This window comes from Corynebacterium yudongzhengii, from assembly GCF_003065405.1.
In the GTDB taxonomy this organism is placed as follows: domain Bacteria; phylum Actinomycetota; class Actinomycetes; order Mycobacteriales; family Mycobacteriaceae; genus Corynebacterium; species Corynebacterium yudongzhengii.
This window is the reverse complement of the sequence record NZ_CP026947.1, coordinates 2,357,115-2,373,968: the sequence shown is the minus strand read 5'-3', so window position 1 is coordinate 2,373,968 and position 16,854 is coordinate 2,357,115. Positions and strand designations below refer to the sequence as shown.

9 protein-coding genes are annotated in these 16,854 nt (G+C 67.0%); 6 read left to right on the top strand and 3 right to left on the bottom strand.

Annotated elements, in window-relative coordinates:
• Positions 1-313 precede the first annotated feature (313 nt).
• The 6 genes from C3B44_RS10935 (at position 314) to C3B44_RS10910 (ending at position 12,294) form a co-directional block, all read left to right on the top strand.
• Complete coding sequence (locus C3B44_RS10935) at positions 314-2,299, top strand: alpha/beta hydrolase-fold protein (RefSeq protein ID WP_108432390.1); 1,986 nt, start codon at positions 314-316, stop codon at positions 2,297-2,299.
• Positions 2,299-2,838, top strand: a complete 540-nt coding sequence (locus C3B44_RS10930; RefSeq protein WP_108432389.1) for a DUF732 domain-containing protein — start codon at positions 2,299-2,301, stop codon at positions 2,836-2,838. The genes C3B44_RS10935 and C3B44_RS10930 overlap by 1 nt, the downstream gene beginning before the upstream one ends.
• Positions 2,839-2,946: 108 nt before the next feature.
• The gene (locus C3B44_RS10925) at positions 2,947-3,900 is read left to right on the top strand and encodes a cutinase family protein (protein WP_108432388.1); all 954 of its coding nucleotides are present in this window, start codon (positions 2,947-2,949) and stop codon (positions 3,898-3,900) included.
• A gap of 75 nt (positions 3,901-3,975) precedes the next feature.
• Positions 3,976-5,817, top strand: coding sequence for a FadD32-like long-chain-fatty-acid--AMP ligase (locus C3B44_RS10920; protein WP_108432387.1), 1,842 nt, complete (start codon positions 3,976-3,978; stop codon positions 5,815-5,817).
• Between the two features lie 114 nt (positions 5,818-5,931).
• Complete coding sequence (gene pks13, locus C3B44_RS10915; protein WP_108432386.1) at positions 5,932-10,749, top strand: polyketide synthase Pks13; 4,818 nt, start codon at positions 5,932-5,934, stop codon at positions 10,747-10,749.
• The gene (locus tag C3B44_RS10910; RefSeq protein WP_108432385.1) at positions 10,750-12,294 is read left to right on the top strand and encodes an acyl-CoA carboxylase subunit beta; all 1,545 of its coding nucleotides are present in this window, start codon (positions 10,750-10,752) and stop codon (positions 12,292-12,294) included.
• Between the two features lie 815 nt (positions 12,295-13,109).
• On the opposite strand, the gene C3B44_RS10905 is transcribed toward C3B44_RS10910, so the two are convergent.
• From C3B44_RS10905 to C3B44_RS10895, 3 genes are read right to left on the bottom strand one after another with little or no spacing between them, the layout of a single operon-like run.
• Positions 13,110-13,499: a DUF3054 domain-containing protein gene (locus C3B44_RS10905; protein ID WP_108432384.1), complete on the bottom strand. Its 390-nt coding sequence runs from the start codon at positions 13,497-13,499 to the stop codon at positions 13,110-13,112.
• A 5-nt stretch (positions 13,500-13,504) separates the two neighbouring features.
• A complete protein-coding gene (locus C3B44_RS10900) occupies positions 13,505-14,554 on the bottom strand; it encodes a lysylphosphatidylglycerol synthase transmembrane domain-containing protein (protein WP_108432383.1) in 1,050 nt (349 codons plus the stop codon).
• The gene (locus C3B44_RS10895; RefSeq protein WP_108432382.1) at positions 14,551-16,830 is read right to left on the bottom strand and encodes an MMPL family transporter; all 2,280 of its coding nucleotides are present in this window, start codon (positions 16,828-16,830) and stop codon (positions 14,551-14,553) included. Before C3B44_RS10895 ends, C3B44_RS10900 begins: the two co-directional genes overlap by 4 nt.
• Between the last annotated feature and the right edge of the window lie 24 nt (positions 16,831-16,854).

Sequence of the window (16,854 nt, the reverse complement as noted above, 5' to 3'; positions counted from 1 at the left end):
ACGCCTACCTGAGCAAACCTGAACAAACCCCAACGCCCCCACCCCCTGTCGCGCTGGTGTGTCGCATCGCCTAAAGTCTCAAGGTGAACTTAAACTTGATGGTGCTTGCGGTGGAGCTGAGAATTTCTGCTCCACCGAACGCAGCATCTCGGACAACCGTCACGGGCTACGTCGCCACCCCGGCAGGCACCGGGAAGGCTACCGGCAGAGGGGAACTGCCGGTCTCCTTCCCCGCAGGGGTCATGCGGCGTGTCAGGCGGACCCTCGTCCGCCGGCATTACCCACCCCAGAGAATGTCAAGGAATCCAGATACATGCGCGACACCGCTAACCGTTCCCCGCGGCGCAACCGCCGCCTGCGTCACCCCGCCCTCCTCGCTATCCCGACTGCGGCCGCGGTCGGACTCGCTGTCATCCCGGCCGTCAACGCACAGAACTCCTCTGATCTGTCGTCGAGCTTGAGCTCCCAGTTCGGTGGTGGCCCCGGTTCCGGCTTCAGCGACACCGCCCGCCCAGAGGGCAACCCCGCTCGCACCCCGCGCGAGACGACGTACCCGGTCGTCGAGAATCTGCCGGCAGGTGTCGAGGTCAACCGCGTCGAGTGGCTGAGCAACCGCCACATCGCGATCTTCATGAGCTCCGCCGCCATGCCGGACGAGGAGATCCAGGTCCAGATGCTGCTGGCTCGCGACTGGCACGCGAACCCGGAGAAGACCTTCCCGGAGGTCTGGGCGCTCGACGGCCTGCGCGCGCGTGACGACGAAAACGGCTGGACCCTCGAGACCAACATCATCGAGCAGTACGCCGACCGCAACGTCAACGTCGTCCTGCCGGTGGGCGGCGAGTCCTCCTTCTACGCGGACTGGCTGGAGCCGGACCCGAATAACGGTGTCCACTACATGTGGGAGACGTTCCTCACCCAGGAGCTGATCCCGGTGCTGGATAACGCGTTCCGTTCGAACCAGAAGCGCGCGATCGTCGGCCTGTCGATGGGCGGCACCGCCGCGGTCAACCTGGCTGAGCGCAACCCGCACCTGTTCGACTTCGTCGGTTCTTTCTCCGGCTACCTGGACACCACCAGCTCGGGCATGCCTGAGGCCATTACCGCCGCCATGCTGGATGCCGGCGGCTACAGCTCGACTGCGATGTGGGGCCCGCTGTACTCTCAGGGCTGGATTGATCACGACCCGAAGCTCGGCATCGAGGCTTTGGAGGACATGACCGTCTACGTCTCCTCCGGCAGCGGCGCCGATGACTACGGCCAGGAGAACTCCGTGGCCAACGGCCCGGCGAACCCGGCCGGCGTCGGCCTGGAGATCCTGTCGCGCCTGACCACCCAGACCTTCGTGGATCGGGCGGCGAACACGAACACGGACGTCATCACGCGTTTCCGTCCCTCGGGCGTGCACTCGTGGGAGTACTGGCAGTTCGAGATGCAGGAGGCCTGGCCGATCATCGCCGAGGCCCTGGACATTCCGGAAGAAGACCGCGGCGCCGACTGCCAGCCGGTCGGGGCCATCGCGAGCGTGACCGCGGACGGCCAGATCGGCTCCTGCGTCAACAACGAATACCCCGTCGGCGAAAACGGCGAGGGCCGTGCCCAGGACTTCCGCTCCGGCACCGCCTACTGGTCCCCGCAGACCGACGTCCACGCCCTGTTCGGCGCCATCAACGCGCGCTACGCGGAGTTCGGCGGCCCGAACGGCTGGCTCGGCTTCCCGAAGACCGGCGAGCGCTCGACCCCGGACGGCCGCGGCCGCTACGTGCACTTCGAGAACGGTTCCATCTACTGGACCCCGCAGACCGGCGCGTACGCCATCCAGAAGGACATGTTCGACTACTGGGGCTCTCAGGGCTGGGAGAACTCGCACATCAAGTACCCCGTCGCGGAGGCGAAGGCCATCAATGGTGGTTGGGTCCAGGAGTTCGAAAACGGCTGGCTCACCGAGTCGCCGGACGGCACCCAGCGCTTCATCGTCCACGGCGCGATCGCGGATAAGTACGGCGAGATCGACACCGCTAACTCGGAGCTCGGCTTCCCGACCTCCAACGAGCGCTCTATCCGGGGTGGTGCCTTCCAGGAGTTCGAAAACGGCAACATCTACTGGTCGCCGGCCACCGGCGCGCACGCCATCCTCTACGGCGACATCTTCGACGCCTGGGGCCAGGAAGGCTGGGAGCAGGGACGCTACGGCTTCCCGACGGCCGACACCGAGACCATCCCGGCCGGCGGGCTGCGTCAGGAGTTCCAGAACGGCACCTTGGAGCAGATTAACGGCCTAGTGAGGGAGGCCAACTGATGAAGCGTTTGACCAACCGCGCGCACGCGACGGTGGGCATCGCCGTCATCCTCGCCGGTTCGCTGGGGCTGGCCGCCTGCGGCGAGTCGACCGTGACCAGCGACGACATCGCCGCCGAGAGCTCGTCCGTGGAGCCGCTGGAGCGGGATACGGAGTCGAGCGAAAACGCCGACAAAGACAAAGACAAGGACAAAGAAACCTCCGAGTCCACCACGGCCAAAAGCGACAGCAACAGCGAGCCCCAGGCGCAGGACCAGGCCGCCCGGGAGATCGACGAGATCCCGGAGTCGGAAGCTCCTGCCACGAGCCCGGAGGACGAGGACTATCTGAGCGCCTTGGGCGAGGAGGATATCGACGTCAACGGCCTGGAGGATCAGCTGATCAGCACCGCCTGGACCGTGTGCGCCGACGACCCCGTCGCCAACGCCACCTCGGGTGCGGTGGGCGGCCAGCTCGTCGAGCAGGGCCGCACCGAGCTCTCGTCGGAGGAGGCCACCCGCGTGGTCGAGGAACACGCCCGCGAAATCTACTGCCCATAGACCGCCCGTGGCCAGGAAGCCCGAAGTGAATCATAAGCCCGGTGGCATCGCTACCGGGTAACTTTTCCTCTTTGGATTCTGCTGCCTGCTTTTGATCCGAGGTGAACAATGAGAAAGGCCCTGACCGTCATCGCCGTGGTGCTGGTGATCATCCTCATCGGTGGCGGCGTCGTCCAGTGGCTGCGTACCTCCGACCAGGCGCCTATCGACGACCCGTTCGCCGGCGGGCCCACTGCCGAGCGCGCCCCGGGCACCACTCCGGCCCCGTCCTCGGAGCCGGAGTGGTGCCCGGCCGTCCAGGTGATCTCGGCGCCGGGTACGTGGGAGTCGGCACCGGACGACGACCCGTTCAACCCGCAGGCCAACCCGAATTCCTTCATGCTCTCGATCACGCAGCCTCTGCAGGAGGCGTACCCGATCGAGCAGGTGCGGGTCTGGACGGTGCCCTATACCGCCCAGTTCCGCAACATCCAGGCCGATCACGAGATGAGCTATGACGACTCCCGGGAGGAAGGCACCCGGAAGGTGAAAGACGAGCTGCGTTTCGTCGGCGAGACCTGCCCGTCGACCGAGTTCCTTCTGACTGGCTTCTCCCAGGGCGCGGTGATCTTGGGCGACGTAGTCAGCGAGATCGGCCAGGATAAGGGACCGGTCAGCGCCGATCGCATCCGCGGTGCCGCGCTCATCGCGGACGGCCGTCGGGAAAACGGCGTCGGGCAGAACCCGGGCGTCGAGCTTTCCGGCGTCGGCGGGGAGATCGCGTTGCAGCCGGTCAACGGGCTGATTCAGTTCGTCACCCCGGGCGCGACCATGCGCGGCGCCCGCTCGGGTGGCTTCGGGGCCCTCGACAACAGGGTCCAGCAGATCTGCTCTCCCGATGATGCGATCTGCGACGCCCCGCAGGACATCGGCAACGGCATCGAGCGGGCCCGCGATCTCATCGAGGCCCACGGTGTCCACGCCATGTACGCCCACAACGACGCCGTCATCCCCAGCACCACCGCGGATGCGTGGGTCGTGGACTGGGCACACAATCTTATTAACAATCCTCCCGAGCGTTAGACCCGCGGCGTAACGAACGAGTAGTTTCCGGGTACTAAAGTAAACGGGAAAGAATGAGACGAACGACGGAGAACCATGAACCTAGAGAAGGCTATCGGCCAGTTTTTCACCCCGGACGGTGACCTCGCCCTCGCCCCGCAGCTCACGCTCGCGGGCTTGGCGGAGCTCATGTACCAAGGCGACTTCAACACTGGCGGTGGGGACCGCCACTGCCTGCGCTTCTGGGACTTCTCCGAGTCCCGCGAAGGCACTACCCGCGACTTCACTCGCCAGGAGATCAACACCCGCATCAAGGCGGTCGCGGCGCGCCTGCAGCAGGTCGCGAAGATCAACGACCGGGTGGCCATCCTGGCCGGCAACTCGCCGGAGTACGTCTTCGCGTTCATCGGCGCCCTGTACGCCGGCATGGTGCCGGTCCCGCTGTATGACCCGCGCGAGCCCGGCCACGCCGATCACCTCAAGGCCGTGCTGGCGGATTCGGATGCCCGCATCGTGCTGACCAACCGCGTGTCCGGCCCGAGCGTGCGCGAGCACTTCTCGGAGATCCCCTCGCGCAAGCGTCCCCGCATCCTCGCGGTCGATTCCCTGCCGGATTCTCTGGCGGGCAGCTACGTCAACCCTTCCTCGACGCTCGAGGGCCAGCAGATGGTGGCCATGTCCACCACCATGCCCATCGATACCACCGCGTTTTTGCAGTACACCTCGGGTTCCACCCGCACCCCGGCCGGCGTCGAGTTGACCAACCGCTCGATTCTGACCAACGTGTTGCAGATCTACAAGGCCGCCGAGCTGAAGATGCCGCTGCGCCTGGTCACCTGGCTGCCGCTGCACCACGACATGGGCATTATCCTCGCGGTCTTCGTCACCCTGCTGGGCCTGCCGATGGAGATGATGAGCCCGCGCGACTTCATCCAGCAGCCGAAGCGCTGGGTGGATCAGCTCGCTCGGCGTGGCGACGACGACGTCTCCACCTACGCCGTGGTCCCGAACTTCGCCCTGGAGCTCGCGGTGCGCTACGGCAAGCCGGAGGCGGAGCAGGACTTCTCCAACGTGGACGGCATCATCATCGGCTCGGAGCCGGTGAGCGAGTCGGCCGTCGAGAATTTCGCCGCCGTGTTCACCGAGCAGGACCTGCCGCGTACCGCCCTGCGCCCGTCCTATGGCCTGGCCGAGGCGTCGCTGCTGGTCACCACCCCGCAGACCGACTCGCGGCCGCTGTTTAACTACTTCGACCGCGAGGCGCTCGCCGCCGGCCGCGCGGAGCCGGTCGAGCGGGGATCGGAGGCCGCCGTGGCCTTCGCGTCGAACGGCCAGGTGGTCCGCCCCCAGGCGCTCGCCATCGTCGACCCGGAGACTGGCGAGGAGTTAGCCGACGGCGTCGTCGGCGAGATCTGGACCCACGGCGCGAACATGGCCGCAGGCTACCGCGATCGCCCCGAGGACACCGAGGAGACCTTCAACCGCACACTCAAGGGACGCCTGTCCGAGAACTCGCGCGCCGAGGGCTTCCCGGACGAGGGCTGGTTGGCTACCGGTGATTTGGGCACGATCGTCGACGACGAGACCTACATCACCGGCCGCCTGAAGGACCTCGTGGTCATCGCGGGCCGCAACCACTACCCGCAGGACATCGAGTACACCGTCCAGGCCTCCAGCGAGCACGTCCGCTCCGACTCCGTGGCGGCGTTCGCGGTGGCCGGGGACGACGGCGAGCAGCTCGTCATCCTCGCCGAGCGCACCGAAGGCGCGGGGGAGGACGGCGACGCCGAGGCGATCACCGCGATCCGCTCCGCGGTGGCCTCCCGCCACGGCGTGACCCCGGGCGATATCCGCATCCTCGCGCCGCATGAGATTGCGCGCTCGTCGTCCGGAAAGATCGCGCGCCGAGTCAACCAGAAGGCCTACGAGCAGCAGTAGCCCGGGCGTTGCCGCCCGTGAGATTCCCACCTCGCGTTAACAAGGTGGAACAATAGCGGGATACATAGTGGTAAACCGTGTGAACCCGTGTAAAGCAAGGAAGTGGAACCGATAATGACCGTACGCCCCGGTGCTGAATCCGCCGCTGAAGACTCGTCGCCTATGACGGAGGAGAAGCTCAGTGAGTGGTTGCGCCGCTGGGTGGCGGAACGCGTGGAGCTGGAGATCGATGAGATCAGCGTCGATACGCCGATGGAGCGCTTCGGCCTCTCGTCGCGCGACGCGGTGATCCTCTCCGGCGAGCTGGAGAACCTACTCGGCGAGCAGCTCGACGCCACCATCGCCTACGAATACCCGACCATCGCGGCGCTCGCGGAGCGCCTCGTCAACGGCGCCCCGAAGCCGCAGAAGACCGCGCAGGATTATGCGCCGCGCACCAGCTCGCAGACACCGGGGGAGCGCGACATCGCGATCGTCGGCATGTCGGGGCGTTTCCCGGGTGGCGAGGACGTCGATAGTTACTGGCAGATGCTGCTCGAGGGGCACACCGCCACCTCCGAGCGCCCGCTGGGTAGGTGGACGGAATACGGCGCCGACCCGGTGGTCAGCGAGAAGCTCGAGCTGGTCAACACCGACGGCGGCTACCTCGAGGACATCGCCACCTTCGACAACGAGTTCTTCGGCCTGTCCCCGCTCGAGGCGGAGAACATGGACCCGCAGCAGCGCATCATGCTGGAAGAGACCTGGCACGCGCTCGAGGACGCCGGCATTCCGGCCAATAGCCTGCGCGGGGCGTCGGTCGGCGTGTGGGTCGGTTCCTCGAACAATGACTACGGCATGCTCGTGACCGCCGACCCAGCCGAGGCGCACCCTTATGCGCTGACCGGTACGGCCAGCTCAATCATCCCGAACCGCATTTCCTATGCTTTCGATTTCCGGGGCCCGTCGATAAGCGTCGATACCGCGTGCTCTTCCTCGCTGGTCGCCGTGCACGAGGCCGTGCGCTCGCTGCGCGATTATTCCTCGGACGTCGCCATCGCCGGCGGCGTGAACATCCTGGCCTCCCCGTTCGTCTCGACGGCGTTCGCCGAGCTCGGCGTCATCAGCCCAACCAGCGCGATCCACGCGTTTTCTGATGACGCCGACGGCTTCGTTCGCGCCGAGGCGGCCGGCGCGCTCATCCTCAAGCGGGTCGACGACGCGCTTCACGACGGCGACGAGATCCTCGCCGTCATCAAGGGTTCCGCGGTGAACTCCGATGGCCACTCCAACGGCCTGACCGCCCCGAACCCGGACGCGCAGGCCGACGTGCTGCGCCGCGCCTACGCCGATGCGGGCATCGACCCGCAGGACGTCGACTATGTCGAGGCCCACGGCACCGGTACGATCCTAGGCGATCCCATCGAGGCCACCGCCCTCGGAGAGGTCCTCGGCGCCGGCCGCCCCGCGGCCCGGCCCACTCTGCTCGGCTCGGTGAAGTCGAACATCGGGCACGCGGAGTCCGCCGCCGGCACCGCCGCGATGATCAAGGTGATCCAGGCGCTGCGCCACGACACGATCCCGCCGACCGCGAACTTCGACGAGCCGAACCGCTACATCGACTTCGACGCCGAGCACCTCGAGGTCGTCGAAGACCCGCGCGAGTGGCCCGCCTACTCCGGGCGCCGCATCGCCGGCGTCTCTGGCTTCGGCTTCGGCGGCACGAACGCGCACGTCGTCGTCGCCGACTTCGTGGCCTCCGACTATGACGCCGACACCGTGCCCGAGCGCGCCTCCCAGCTTGTCGACGATGCCACCCCGCATCTGGCCGCCCTGCCGGTCAGTGGGCTGCTGCCGTCGCGACGCCGGGAGGCCGCCGCGCAGCTCGCGGACTTCCTCGACGGCCGCGCCGACACTGAGCTCGTGCCCCTGGCCCGCTCGCTCGCGGGGCGCAACCACGGGCGTTCGCGCGCCGTCGTCACCGCGGGGACCGTCGCGGAGGCGGTGAAGCTTCTGCGCCACGTCGCCGACGGCAAGGTCGTGCGCGGCATCACGGCCGCCGACGCCCCGAGCACGACGGGCCCGGTCTTCGTCTACTCTGGTTTCGGCTCGCAGCACCGCAAGATGGGCAAGCGGCTCATGGAGATCTCGCCGCTGTTCGCCGAGCGCATCCGTAAGCTCGACGAGTATGTCGACTTCGAGGCCGGCTGGTCGATGGTGGACATCATCGAAGACGACAGCCAGACCTATAACACCGAAACTGCCCAGGTGACCATCACCGCCATCCAGATCGCGGTGACCGACCTGCTGGCGGCGGCCGGCGTGCGCCCGGCCGGGGTGATGGGCATGTCGATGGGCGAGATCGCCGCCGCCTACGCCGCCGGCGGTTTGGGCGAGCGCGACGCGATGCTCATCGCCTGCCACCGGGCCCGCCTGATGGGCGAGGGCGAGGAGATGCTCGCGGGCACGGAGGACGAGGGCGCGATGGCCGTCGTCGAGTTCACCCGCGAACAGCTCGCGGAGTTCAACGAGGCGCACCCGGAGCTCGATGACATCGAGCCCGCCGTCTACGCCGGCCCGGGCATGACGACGGTCGGCGGGCGCGTGGGCGGCGTCGACACGCTGGTCGCCGAGCTGGAGGAGCAGGGTAAGTTCGCCCGCAAGCTCAAGGTTCGCGGCGCCGGGCACACCTCCGCGCTCGATCCGATCATGGCGGAGCTGGCCGCGGAGATCGCGCAGATCGAGCCGGCGCCGCTGAAGGTCCCGCTGTATTCCTCCGTCGATCGCAGTGAGGTCTACTCGGCGGGTGCCACGGTGCATACCGACGAGTACTTCCTGCGCATGACCCGTCAGCCCGTCTGGTTCGAGGACGCCACCGCGCAGGCGCTGGCCGCAGGACACGAGATGCTCGTGGAGATCAGCCCGAACCCGGTGGCGCTGATGGGCATGATGAATACGGCCTTTAGCGTGGGCAAGCCCGATGCGCAGCTGCTTTATGCCCTGAAGCGCAAGGAGTCGGAGGCCGCGTCGCTGATCACCCTGGCCGCCCAGCTCTACGCCAGCGGCCAGGACGTGGACTTCGGGTTCTTCTACGGCGACGGCGAGCGTCTCGACGCCCCGCGCACCGCCTTCCGGCCCAACCGCTTCTGGACGGCCGCGCGCCCCTCCTCCGGCGGGGCCACCGGCCTGCCGGGTGCGCGGGCGACGCTGCCGGGCAAGACCGTCGCGTTCACCACGACCGCCGAGCAGGTGCCCAGCACCATCGCGCTCATGGAGTCTGCGGCCGCGGCCGTCCACGACGGCGCGCAGCTCGTCGCCCACGAAGAGGACCAGGCGCTGCCGCCCGCCGGCGAGATCACCACCCTGGTGCGCCGCGGGCCCGGCGGCCTGAGCATCGAGGTCCACGCCGTCGACGGCGAGGTCACCCGGCCGGTCGCCGAAGGCTTTGCGACGACCATGAACCTCTCCGCACCCACCCCACTGGCCGGTGTCCACGATCCCGGCCAGCAGGCCCCGGCGGCTGCTGCCCAGCCCGCCGCGACCGGTGCCGGTGAGGAGAGCGATAGCGTGCGCTGGGACCCGGACGGCTCCGAGAGCGTCGAGGAGCGCCTGCGCGCGATCGTGTCCGAGTCGATGGGCTATGACGTCGACGATCTGCCCGGCGAGCTGCCGCTGATCGATCTCGGCCTCGATTCGCTGATGGGCATGCGCATCAAAAACCGGGTGGAGAATGACTTCCAGATCCCGCCGCTCAACGTCCAGGCGCTGCGCGACGCTTCGGTCGCCGATGTCGTGGCGATGGTTGAAGAGGCGGTGGGTAAGCGCCGCGGAGGCGAGGCCGTCGATAAGCCGGCACCGGCTGCGAAGGAACCGGTCCAGGGGGTGGGCGTGGCCCCGCGCGACGCCTCGGAGCGGATGGTCTTCGGCACGTGGGCGAAGGTCACCGGCGCCGCCGCGAACGGTGTGACCAGCCCGCTTCCCGAACTCAGCGACGCCCAGGCCGAACAGATCGCCGAGCGCCTCAGTGAGCGCTCCGGCATCACCGTCACCGCCGCGCAGGTGCGTGGTGCCGAGACCCTCGAGCCGCTGGCCAACCAGGTCCGCGAGGGCCTGGAGACGGAGGTCGAGGGCAACGTGCGCGTACTGCGCGAGCGCCCAGCCGGCTCCGAGAAACCCGCGGTGATCACCTTCCACCCGGCCGGTGGCACGAACGTCGTCTACCAGCCGCTGACCCGACGCCTGCCGGAAGATGTACCCGTCTACGGCATCGAGCGCATCGAGGGCGAGCTGCCCGAGCGCGTCGAGGCCTACCTCGAGGACATCCGCCGCGTCGCGGACGGGCGCCCCGTCGTGCTCACCGGCTGGTCCTTTGGCGGCGCGCTCGCCTACGAGGCCGCCTACCAGCTGCGGGATTCTGACGTCGAGGTCGCGCTCATCGCCCTGCTGGATACCACCCAGCCCTCCGAGCCGATCCCCGACACCATGGAGGAGACGAAGGCGCGTTGGGAGCGCTACTCGGCGTTCGCGAAGAAAACCTACGGCCTCGACTTCCCGGTGCCCTACGACCTGCTGGAGCAGATGGGGGAGGAGGCGATGCTCGGGATGCTCGAGCAGTTCCTCGCCACCACCGACGCCTCCGAGCACGGCCTGTCCGCCGGCGTGCTGGAGCACCAGCGGGCGTCGTTCGTCGATAATCAGATCCTCGCGCACCTCGACTTCGCTCGCTGGGCCGAGGTGAACGTGCCGGTGCTGCTGTTCCGTTCGGAGAAGATGCACGACGGCGCCATCGAGCTCGAACCGCGCTATGCCCACATCGACCCCGACGGTGGGTGGGGCGCTATCGTTGAAGATCTCGAGATTGTGCAGCTGCCGGGCGATCATCTGGCGGTGCCGGATGAGCCGGCGATTGAGATCGTCGCTAAGCACCTCATCGCGCGTATGGAGGGAAACTGAGTGTCTACTACGGCCGAAAAGCTCGCTGACCTGCGAGAGCGTCTGGAGAAGGCGCAGGATCCGGGAAGCGAGAACGCCCGGAAGAAGCGCGACGACGCCGGCCGCTCCACCCCGCGCGAGCGCATCAACCGGTTGCTTGACGACGACACCTTCACCGAAGTCGGCGCCCTCGGCAAAGCCCCGGGCGATGACGCGGTGTACTCCGACGGTGTGGTCACGGGCTACGGGCGTATCGACGGCCGCCCCGTCTGCGTCTACGCCCACGACAAGACGGTCTACGGCGGTTCGGTGGGCGTGACCTTCGGCAAGAAGGTCGTGGAGATCATGGAGATGGCGATCCGCATCGGCTGCCCGGTCATCGGCATCCAGGACTCCGGCGGCGCCCGCATCCAGGACGCCGTGACCAGCCTCGCGATGTACTCGGAGATCTCGCGCCGCCAGATGCCGCTGAGCGGGCGCAGCCCCCAGATCTCGATCATGATGGGCAAATCCGCCGGCGGCGCCGTCTACGCGCCGGTGACCACGGACTTCGTCATCGCCGTGGACAAGGAAGCGGAGATGTACGTCACCGGCCCGGCCGTCATCCGCGAGGTCACCGGCGAAGACGTCACCTCCGCCGAGCTCGGCGGCGCGCGCCAGCAGGAGCGCAACGGCAACGTCCAGGCCGTGGTCGAGGACGAGGAGGAAGCCTTCGATCTCGTCCGCGATCTGCTCGGCCACCTGCCGCTGACCTGCTTCGACGACGCGCCGGTGGTGGGCGCGCCCGCCGACGAGGACGTCAGTTTCGACGCCGAGCTCGACGACTTCATGCCCGACGACACCAACGCCGGCTACGACATGCTCGACCTCCTCCCGCTGCTCGGCGACGACGAGGACCTCATCGAGCTCCAGGAAAACTACGCCCCGAACATCATCACGGCGCTCGGGCGTATCGACGGCCGCGCCGTCGGCTTCGTCGCCAACAACCCGATCCACCTCGCCGGGTGTATCGACGCCGACGCCGCCGACAAGGCCGCCCGCTTCATCCGCATCTGCGACGCCTACAACATCCCGCTCGTCTTCGTCGTGGACACCCCCGGCTACCTGCCGGGTGTCGAGCAAGAAAAGGCCGGCCTCATCCACCGCGGCGCCAAGCTCGCGTTCGCGGCTGTCGAGGCCACCGTGCCGAAGGTCACGCTCATCGTCCGCAAGGCCTACGGCGGCGCCTACGCCGTCATGGGCTCGAAGAATCTCGCCGGCGACCTCAACTTCGCCTGGCCGACGGCCCAGATCGCCGTCATGGGTGCCGCGGCCGCCGTGGTCATGATCCAGGGCAAGCAGCTCGCCCAGATCGAAGACCCCGACCAGCGCGCCTACATGAAGAAGGTCTTCATGGACTTCTACGACGAGAACATGACCAGCCCCTACGTCGCCGCCGAGCGCGGCTACCTCGACGCCATGATCGAGCCCAACCAGTCCCGCATCATGCTGCGCCAGGCCCTGCGCCAGCTGCGTACGAAGCACGTCGAGGACCTCGAGAAGAAGCACAACATTATGCCGATGTGATGGGTGTGGTTTCGGTGGTTGCGGTGCGGGTTTGTTAACGCGCCGGTATCGTTTCGCGATAACCTCTAATGACACTCCGGCCCACCACCCGGCCGGGCCCCGTTTCAGAAAGGAACCCCCTTCATGCTCAGCTCTGCCCTCGACATCATCGGTGAGATCGTCAACTACGTCGTCATGCTTGTCACCTACATCCCGGCCGGCATGCTCCCGCCGCTCTGATGCGTCTGCCCTAGGCGTTTCTGACTGCTGACCCGGTGTCCCGCTCGATGCGGGCACCGGGTTTTGGCGTTTGTGGTTTGGTTTGGGTGCTGTTCTGGGTGTTTTGTGGGGTGTTTTGCCGGCGTTTTGTCGGGTGTTTTGTCGGCGTTTCCGGGTGATTTCCTCGTGTTGCGTTAGCGCTGGTCGAACTCACCCCTATAGAAAGGAGTCTCGCGCGGTCGAAAGGGGACTCCTTTAGGGGTGCCTCCTTTCGACCAGCGATAATGCGTTATGGATGGAAAGGTGCGGGCAGGCTGTGCGGGTTTGCCGGGGAGGCTGTTGGGACGGATGGGTCTGGTGTGGCCAGGCGTCGGGTGGTTCGCCTCGCGCCTCGGCCGGGGTCTCGTGTTGCGTTAGCGCTGGTCGAATTCACCCCTATAGAAAGGAGTCTCGCGCGGTCGAAAGGGGGACTCCTTTAGGGGCACCTCCTTTCGATCAGCGATAACGCGTTATGTCAAGCAAGCCGCCAGCAATCCATCAGAGCCCGCCCGAGAGACCGTTGATACGGATGGGGCCCAAGTGACCACGCCAAGTGACCACCCAACAACGCAAGAAACCTACGCCACCCGCGCCCGAGAACGCCCCCGCTTCACCACCAAAGCGTGAATCCCGCGCCATCCGAGCATCAGCAGCGCGGACATGATCGATGCGACCGTGATGAAGGACCAGTGCGGGAAGGAAGTGTTGCGGATTCCCCAGATCGCCAGGCCCACGATAACCGTCACCAGCCAGACCAGCCAGCCGCCGGAACGAACCCGAACACCCGAGCGCCCGGCCGCGCTGACCACGATCCAGCCGAGAACGACGCCGATGACGAAGGGCCACAGAGTCGACAAGATGCCGAGGAAGGTCAGCGGCATGTCCTCGGATTGGTGGGCGATCCGCGCGAGAACAGCGAAAACAGTGATAGCGATGAGATCCAGCACTACGGCGTTAACACGTGACATGGTTTTTATTCTATTCGCTCGCGCAACTGCGCCGGACCGGAGAACCCGTCGCGGGCGTAGTAGAGGAAGTAGATAGCCCAGCCGATGGCGGTGATCAGGGCGAAGGAGATCGCTCGGTAGATGATGGCGGTGCCGGTGGCGTCGACGGCGGTCATCCCGGTCGCCACGAGTGTGGCGATGATCGCCGCCTCCACCGTCCCCAGCCCGGACGGCGTGACCTGCGCGGATCCGGCGAGTTTCGCGGTGATGTAGGCCAGCAGCACGCCCATGAGCGTGGTTTGGTTGACCCCGGACTGTAGCCCGGGCAGCTCGCCGGTGACGGCCCAGACGGAGAACCAGACGACGGCGGCGTCGGTAAGCCGGTTGAGCAGCGAGTAGGCGCTGGCCAGGGTGAACCCCCCGACCCCGAGGCGCACGGTCGACAAGACGCCGAGTTGCTTATCGACGCCCTCAAGCCCCGCCGACGCCTCCCGCCGCAACATACGGTTGGCGCGGGGGAGCAGCGCGTGTGCCCACCGGCACAGGATGTCGGGCCTTAGGGAGATCCAGTAGATGAAGGCGGTGGCCGCGATCGTGATGCCCAGCGTGGCCAGCAGCGACCATAGGCCCAGGTCAGCGCCTAAGAGTACGGCGGCGATGCCGATGACGGCGAGCCACATCGTCGAGATCACCGAAGAGATGACGACGAACCACGCGCACACCACCGCCGGCGCGCCCCAGCGCCGCTGGACCTGGAACGTCAACACGGCGGAGAACGCCGGGCCCGCGGGCAGGGTGGTGGACCAGGCGTTGGAGGCCAGCGTGAGGGCGGTGCTCTGGCCGAGGCCGATGTGCACCTGGCCGGCGCGCAGCAGGATCTGCATGACGGCGCCCATCGCCGCCAGCGAGATCACCGCCGCGATGGTGGCGAGGGTGATGGGGACCAGGTGGGCGTCGCGAAGCTCGCGGAACGCCTGGCCGATGAAGGCCAGCTGGTCGCGAAACGCGAACACCACGATGGCCAGCAGGACCAGCGGGATCAGCCAGCGCAGCCAGCGACGCGCCGCAGCACTCACTGGCCAGCGTCTCGGTCGCGTTGGAGGCGGTCCCTGAGCTCCTGGAAGGGGATGAGCTCGTCGTTGTGCCGGGTATCGCGGCTACCGCGAGCGGCCGTGGCCTCCGCAGGTTCCGGGGAGGGGGTGACGACGGGGGCGTGCTCGTCGTCAAGCTGCTCCTCCGAGCCGTGCCCGATGCGGTGGTAGAGCCTCTTGATGGGCCCGGGCGCCCACCAGTTGTCTTCGCGCAGCAGGTGCATGACCGAGGGCACGAGCAGCATGCGGATGACGGTGGCGTCGATCGCGAGGGCGAATATCATGCCGAAGGCGATGTATTTCATCATGACGATGTCGGAAAGCGCGAAGGCGGCGGCCACGACGATCATGATGAGCGCGGCAGCGGTGATGATCGTGCCGGTGCGCGCGGTGCCGAGCTTGATGGCCTCGTCGGTGGATCTGCCGCGATCGCGGGCCTCCACCATGCGGGAGACGAGGAAGACCTCGTAGTCGGTGGACAGGCCGTAGATGATCGCGACGATGAGCACCACCACCGGGCTCATCAGCGGGCCCGGCGAGAAGCCCAACAGATCGCAGCCGTAGCCCTGGACGAACATGAGGGTGAGGATACCCAGCGTCGCGCCCATGCCGAGGGCGGTCATGATGATCGCCTTCGCCGGCTGCACCATCGAGCCGAACACCAGCATCATGAGGATAAAGGTGGCGACGACCAGGTAGAGCGCCATCCACGGCAGCCTCTCAAAGAGCGCCTCGAGGGACTCGACCTCCATGGCGGGGGTGCCGCCGATGTAGAGGTCCACGCCGGCGGGGGCCTCGATGGCGCGCAGCTGCTCGATGACATCCTGGTTGTCGTCGCGGTCGACGATGCCGGCGGAGAGCACGGTCGTGCCGGCGATGGACTGGCCGGCGGTCATGGGCCCGGTGAGGCCCTCGACCTCGCGGGTTTGCATGACGACGTCCACCAGCTGGCTGTTATCCGCGTTCGTCACCACCAGCTTGATGGGTTCGGTGCGAAACTCCGGAAACTCCTCGTTGAAGGTGTCCTGCGCCTGGCGGGTCTCGTGGGCCGGCGGAAGGTAGGTCTCGTTAATGCCGCCGAAGGAAATGTTGACGATCGGCAGCATGAGCAGCATCAACCCGCCGACGATGAGCACCGTCATCTTCTTCGAGTGCTTCATCGCCCAGGCGGGGATGCGGTACCAGAAGGTGTCTTCGATACGGCGGCCGCGCCGGGAGGTTTTGCGGATCGCGAACTTGTCAATGTTCTTGCCGAGCATCCCGAACAGCGCCGGCAGGATCGTCACCGATAAAAGCGCCGCCAGCCCCACGGCCGCGATCGCGCCGTAGGACACCGACTTCAAAAACGCCTGCGGGAACAGCAACAGGCCAGAGAGTGCCACCATGACCATGAACGCGGAGAAGACCACCGTCTTGCCGGCGGTGGCGGTCGTGATGGCGACGGCGCGGCCGATGGGCTCGTCCTTGTCCATCTCCTCACGGAAGCGGGAGACCATAAACAGCCCGTAGTCGATGGCTAGGCCGAGGCCCAGCAGGGTGACCACGGCCTGGGAGAAGACGTTGACCTGCAAGGTGCCGGCCAGAATCGACAGGATGCCGAGCGCGCCCATGATCGAGAGCACGCCGATGATCAGCGGCATGAACGCAGCCATCACGGAGCCGAAGACCACGAGCAGCAACAGGGCGACAAAAGGCAGGCCGATCTGCTCGGCGCGCGAGATGTCGTCGGACATGCCGTCGTCTAGCGCGTCGGCGACGGCGGTGGCGCCGGCGACCTCGACGGACATGCCGTCGGGAAGCTCGGCAGGCACGAGGAAATCCTCGATGGCGCGGAAGTCCTGGAGGGTCTGCTCGTCGTCGCCTTCGAGGCCGATGGCGGCGAACGCGGTGGTGCCGTCGTCGGTGATCATCTCCGGGCTACGGGTATCGAAGTAGCTGGTGATGTGGGCGATCTGCTCCGGGTGCTCGGCGCCGAGCTGCTCGAGGTGACGATACGCGGCGTCGAACTCCGGGCCTTCCTGGACGCCGCCATCCGAGGAGAACAGCAGGATCACGTCGCCGGAGTTATCCCGGGCGAAGACCTCCTGCTCGATCTGGGCGGCGGTGGTCGACGAGGCGTTCGGGTCCTCCCAGCCTTCTTGGCTGAGGCGGTCCTCGAGACGAATGCCGAAGCCCACAAACAGCGCCACAATCAGGCCGATAAAAATGACGGGAATGATCCGGCGGAACCGGTAAGCGACATAGCCCCACTTCAGGAACACGGCGCGGTGCCTCCTTTTCGTGCT

What these genes read in the sequence shown, in the direction of transcription:
- C3B44_RS10935 (WP_108432390.1), top strand. Translation starts at nt 314, where the DNA reads ATGCGCGACACCGCTAACCGTTCCCCGCGGCGCAACCGCCGCCTGCGT.
- C3B44_RS10930 (WP_108432389.1), top strand. Translation starts at nt 2,299, where the DNA reads ATGAAGCGTTTGACCAACCGCGCGCACGCGACGGTGGGCATCGCCGTC.
- C3B44_RS10925 (WP_108432388.1), top strand. Translation starts at nt 2,947, where the DNA reads ATGAGAAAGGCCCTGACCGTCATCGCCGTGGTGCTGGTGATCATCCTC.
- C3B44_RS10920 (WP_108432387.1), top strand. Translation starts at nt 3,976, where the DNA reads ATGAACCTAGAGAAGGCTATCGGCCAGTTTTTCACCCCGGACGGTGAC.
- pks13 (WP_108432386.1), top strand. Translation starts at nt 5,932, where the DNA reads ATGACCGTACGCCCCGGTGCTGAATCCGCCGCTGAAGACTCGTCGCCT.
- C3B44_RS10905 (WP_108432384.1), bottom strand. Translation starts at nt 13,499, where the DNA reads ATGTCACGTGTTAACGCCGTAGTGCTGGATCTCATCGCTATCACTGTT.